The organism is Rhizobacter sp. P2_H2 (genome assembly GCF_056403375.1).
In genome coordinates this window covers 1-5,727 of sequence record NZ_JBFUFP010000276.1, presented here as the reverse complement: position 1 = coordinate 5,727, position 5,727 = coordinate 1, and the positions used below count along the sequence as shown (strand labels likewise).

Annotated in this window: 2 protein-coding genes; both read left to right on the top strand. The window is 73.2% G+C overall.

Features of this window, described 5'->3' with window-relative positions; genetic code table 11:
* Positions 1–2,661 (top strand): acyltransferase domain-containing protein (locus AC1D15_RS15680; RefSeq protein ID WP_477826694.1); only part of this gene is annotated, 2,661 nt, incomplete at its 5' end.
* Positions 2,658–5,727 (top strand): type I polyketide synthase (locus AC1D15_RS15675; RefSeq protein ID WP_477826693.1); only part of this gene is annotated, 3,070 nt, incomplete at its 3' end. The genes AC1D15_RS15680 and AC1D15_RS15675, both read left to right, overlap by 4 nt.

Sequence of the window (5,727 nt, the reverse complement as noted above, 5' to 3'; positions counted from 1 at the left end):
CTGTACGACAGCGCGCCGGTGTTCCGCGCCGCGATGGACGCCTGCCACGCCGCTGCGGCGCCGCTGCTGCCGCGGCCGCTGCTCGACGTGATCTTCACGCCCGCCGGAGCCCATTCGCCGATCAACGAGACGGTGTGGGCGCAGCCGGTCAACTTCGCGATCGAGGTGTCGCTGGCCGCGCTGTGGCGGTCGTGGGGGATCGAGCCGGTCGCGCTGCTGGGGCACAGCCTCGGCGAGTACGCGGCCGCCTGCGTGTCGGGGATGCTGTCGCTCGAAGACGGCATCAAGTGCGTGATCGAACGCGGCCGGCTGACGCACGAGCTGCCGGCCGACGGCGCGATGGCGGCGGTGTTCGCGCCCGAGGCCGTCGTGCAGGCCGAGCTTGCGAACGGCCCGGCCGCGCTGACGATCGCCGCCTACAACGGCCCCGAGCATTTCGTCATCAGCGGCCCGCGCCACTCGGTCGATGCGGCGACGCAGCGGCTCGAGGCGGCCGGCGTGCGCGTCAAGCTGCTGCGCGTTCCGCATGCGGCGCATTCGGCGCTGATCGAGCCGGTGCTGCCGGCCTACCGGCGCGTGCTGGAGACGGTGCGCTTCCACGAGCCGCGCATCGCGCTGGTCTCCAACGTCACCGGCGCGCCGATCGGTGCGGCGGAGATCGGCCGCGTCGACTACTGGCTCACGCACATGCGCCAGCCGGTGCGCTTTGCGCAGGCGCTGCAGGGCTTGCTGGCGCAGGGCATCACGCATTTCATCGAGGTCGGGCCGCACCCGGTGCTGCTCGGCATGGGCGCCGAGTGCGCCGGCGGCGCGCCGGTCGAATGGCTGCCGTCGCTGCACCGCGAGCGCGCTGACTGGACCGACCTGCTCGCCAGCCTGCAACGCCTGTACGTGGCGGGCGCCGACGTGAACTGGGCGGCGTTCGACGCGCCGTATGGCCGCAGCCGCGTCGCGCTTCCGACCTACCCGTTCCGCGCGCGGCGGCACTGGATGGACGTCGTCGGCGAGAACGCCGCGCCGGCGGTCGATGCGGCGCAGCGCTGGTCGCGCGTCAGCACCGCGCTGTCGCGCCAGGCCGAGCGCGGGCCGCTGGACCTGAACGCTTCCTCGTACCCGGCGAAGTGGGACTGCCTGGCGCGCGTGACGAGCGCGCATGCGGCGCACACGCTGCGCGAGGCGGGCCTGTTCCTGGCGGCTGGCGAATCGCACACGCTCGACGGCCTGATGCAGCGCAGCGGCATCGGCGCGAGCTACCGGCACCTGGTGTCGCGCTGGCTCGACAGCCTGGTGGCGGGGGGCGTGCTGCGGCGCGCCGGCGAGGCCTTCATCGCCGACGCGCCGCTCGCCGAGCCGCCGCTGGCCGCGCTGTGGGCCGAGGCCGAACGCCTGTTCGCCGACAACCAGCCGCTGCTCGCCTACGTGCGGCATTGCGGATCGCTGGTGGCGCCGGTGCTGCTGGGCCGCGAGAGCCCGCTCGAGACCTTGTTCCCGCAGGGCTCGTTCGAGCTCGCCGAGAACCTCTACGAACGCTCGGCGACGATGCGCTACATCAACGGCCTTGCCGCCGCCGCTTTCGAGACGCTGGCCGCAACCGTGCCGGCAGGTCGTGCATTGCGCGTGCTGGAGGTCGGTGCCGGCACCGGTGGCACCAGCTCCGCCGTGCTGGCGGCGCTGCCGGCCGACCGCGCGCAGTACCACTTCACCGATGTCTCCGACGTGTTCCTCGATCGGGCCCGCGAGCGCTTCGCGGCGTACCCGTTCCTGCGCTTCGGCCGCTTCGACATGGACGCCGATCCGCAGGCCCAGGGCTTCGCGCCGGGCAGCGTCGATGCGATCGTGTCGGCCAACGCGGTGCATGCGAGCAAGGACCTGCGCGCCGCGCTGAAGCGGCTGCGCGGGCTGCTCGCGCCGGGCGGCATGCTGGTGCTGGTCGAGTCGACGACGCACCTGCCGTGGTTCGACATGACGACCGGCCTGATCGAAGGCTGGCAGCACTTCGCCGACGACCTGCGCGGCGACAACCCGCTGCTGCCGCCGGCGCGCTGGCTCGAGGCCTTGCGCGATGCAGGCTTCGACGAGGCCGGCGCGTGGCCGCCCGCCGGCTCGCCGGCCGAGGTGCTGGGCCAGCATGTGATCGTCGCGCGCGTGCCGGGCGATGCGGTGGGGGCGGCATCGACCGACGTTGCTTCCGAGGCCGCACCGCAGCGTGCTGCTGCTGCCGCGCCGGCCGAGCTGGCGCAGGCCTTCCGCCAGCGCCTGCTGGACGCGATGGCCGGCGAACGCACCGAGCTGATGCGCGATTTCGTGCGCGAGCGCGTGGTGCGCGTGCTGCGCCTCGATCCCGCCGATGCGCCCGGCCGCGCCGACCGGCTGATGGACATCGGTTTCGATTCGCTGATGGCGGTGCAGCTGCGCAACCAGCTGGGTGGTGGGCTGGGGCTCGGCCTCGACAAGCCGCTGCCGGCGACGCTGATGTTCGACCACCCGACGATCGACGCGCTGGCCCTCCACCTGCTGGATCGCGTGCTGCCGAAGGCCGCGGTGGTGGTCGCCGACCAACCGGCACCCGCCGCAGTGTCGAATGCATCCGTCGAAGCCGTCGCGGCGATGAGCGACGCCGAGATCGAAGCCTTGCTGATGAGCCGATTGGAGGGGTCTTGAGCAGTCCTGCCGCCGACACCACCGCGCTGACGCCGCTGCAGCGCGCCTTCCTCGCGTTGCAGCAGGCGCAGGCGAAAGTGGCCGCGCTCGAAGGCGCGGCGCGCGAGCCGATCGCGATCATCGGGCTCGGCTGCCGCGTGCCCGGCGGCGGTGTCGATGCCGACAGCTTCTGGCGCCTGATGCGCGACGGCGTCGACGCGACCGGCCCGCTGCCGCGCGAGCGCTGGGATGTCGACGCGCTGTACGACCCCGATCCCGAAGCGCCCGGCCGCATCGCGACGCGCGGCGGCGGCTTCCTCGGCCCGGTCGACGGGTTCGATCCGACCTTCTTCGGCATCACCCGCCGCKAGGCGCAGGGCATGGACCCGCAGCAGCGGCTGCTGCTGGAGGTGGCCTGGGAGGCGCTGGAGCACGCCGGCCAGGCACCCGACCGGCTGGAGCGCTCGGCGACCGGCGTCTACGTCGGCGTCTGCGCGAACGACTATGCGCAGATGCAGCTCTCGACCGGCGACCGCGGGCTGCTCGATGCGCACTTCGCGTCGGGCATCGCGCACAGCATCGCATCGGGCCGGCTGTCGTACCTGCTCGGGCTGCAGGGGCCGAGCGTCACGCTCGACACCGCCTGCTCGTCGTCGCTGGTCGCGCTGCACCTGGCCTGCCAGGCGCTGCGCGCGCGCGACTGCCGCATGGCGCTGGCGGGCGGCGTCAACCTGATCCTGTCGCCGGACCTGTACATCGCGCTGTCGCATTCGCGCATGCTGTCGCCGGACGGCAAGTGCAAGACCTTCGATGCGGCAGCCGACGGCTTCGCGCGCGGCGAGGGCTGCGGCGTCGTCGTGCTGAAGCGCCTGAGCGATGCGCAGGCCGATGGCGACCGCRTSCTCGCGGTGGTGCGCGGCAGCGCSSTCAACCAGGACGGMCSSAGCRGCGGGCTGACCGCGCCGAACGGCCCGGCGCAGGAGGCGGTGATCCGCGAGGCGCTGGCGCGCGCCGGCATCGCGCCGCACGAGGTGGGGTATGTCGAGGCGCACGGCACCGGCACGCAGCTCGGCGACCCGCTGGAGGTGCAGGCGCTCGGGGCGGTGTTCTCCGAAGGGCGCGCGGCGTCGCAGCCGCTCTTGATCGGCTCGGTGAAGACCAACCTCGGCCACCTGGAAGCGGCGGCCGGCGTGACCGGGCTGATCAAGCTGGTGCTGTCGCTGCAGCGGCAGCAGATCCCGGCGCACCTGCACTTCAAGACGCCGAGCCCGCACATCGCGTGGGGCGACCAGCCGCTGAAGGTGCCGACGTCGCTGATGGACTGGGAACCGATCGGCGGGCGGCGCATCGCGGGGGTCAGCTCCTTCGGGTTCAGCGGGACGAATGCGCATGTGGTCATCGAGGAAGCGCCTTCTGAGCCCGGACGCGAGAACCCGTTCGCCCTGAGCTTGTCGAAGGGTCGCCCTGAGCCTGTCGAAGGGCTTCAGCTGTTTGTGCTTTCCGCTCGCGACGAAGCCTCACTCGCCGACACCGCCCGCCGCTTCGCCACGTCACTCGCCGGCCGCCCCGACGGCGAACTGCCCGACCTCTGCTTCACCGCTGCCATCAGCCGCGCCAGCTTCGCGCAGCGCGCCACCGTGCTCGCCCGCTCCGTCGCCGAGCTGTGCGAGCGCCTGCTGGCGCTGGCCGAGGGCCGCGAGGCCGAGGGCGTGCGCACCGAGCGCGTCACCCGCCGCGATCCGGCGCGCATCGCCTTCCTGTTCACCGGCCAGGGCGCCCAGTACGCCGGCATGGCGCATTCGCTCTACGCGCAGCAGCCGGTGTTCCGCGCCGCGCTCGACGCCTGCGCGCAGGCCCTGGACGGCGTGCTGCCGCAGCCGCTGCTCGACGTGGTCTTCGCCGAGCAAGGCAACGCGATCGACGAGACCCGCTACACGCAGCCGGCGCTGTTCAGCATCGAATATGCGCTCGCAAAGCTGTGGGCCGCCTGGGGCGTCGCGCCCGATCTGGTGATGGGCCATTCGGTCGGCGAATACGCCGCGGCCTGCCTGGCCGGCGTGATGACGCTGCCGCAGGCGCTCGCGCTGATCGCGGAGCGAGGCCGGCTGATGCAGTCGCTGCCGGCCGGCGGCGCGATGGCGGCGATCTTCGCCGCCGAGGCCGACGTGGCCGAGGCGGTCGCGCCGTTCGCCGCGCAGCTGTCGATCGCCGCCGTCAACGCGCCGGCGCAGACGGTGGTCTCGGGCGCCGCGGCCGCGGTCGATGCCGTCTGCGAGCGCTTCAGCGCGCGCGGCGTGCGCTGCCAGAAGCTGYCGGTCTCGCATGCCTTCCATTCGCCGCTGGTCGACCCGGTGCTCGAGGCGTTCGAGCGCGCGGCAGCGGCCACGTCAATGAGTCGCCCGCAGCTGCGCCTGGTGTCCAACCTGACCGGCCAGCTCGCTGAAGTGACGGGTGCCAACGCAATCACGCACCCCGCCTACTGGCGCCGCCATGTGCGCGAGGCGGTTCGCTTCGCCGACGGCCTGCGCACGCTGGCTGCGCTGAAACCGGACATCTGCATCGAGGTCGGCCCGCACCCGACGCTGCTGAACTTCGCAGAAGACTTGCCGGTGCGCGTGCCGACGCTCCGCAAGGGCCGCGCCGATGCCGACCAGCTCGCCGAATCGCTGGCCGCGCTGTACCTGGCCGGTGCGCCGATCGACTGGCGCGCGGTCTGGTCGGCCAGCGGCACGCGCCTCACCGACCTGCCGTCGACCCCGTTCCGCCGCGAGCGCTGCTGGTTCCAGGCGCGCCCGCCGGCCGCCGCGCGCAGCGGCACGCCGACCGGCCACCCGCTGCTCGGCACGCGGCTGCGTTCGCCGCTGCGCGATGTCGTGCAGTTCGAGACCACGCTGCGCGGCGATGACCTGCCGTACCTCGCCGACCACCAGGTGCAGGGCCGCGTGATCCTGCCGGCCACCGGCTTCCTCGAGATGGCGCTGGCCGCGAGCCGCGTGGTGCAGGGCGCGGCGCGGACGGTGACCGATGTCGTGATCTCCGAGCCGCTGGTGTTCGAGCCCGGCGAGGCGCGCACGCTGCAACTGCTGC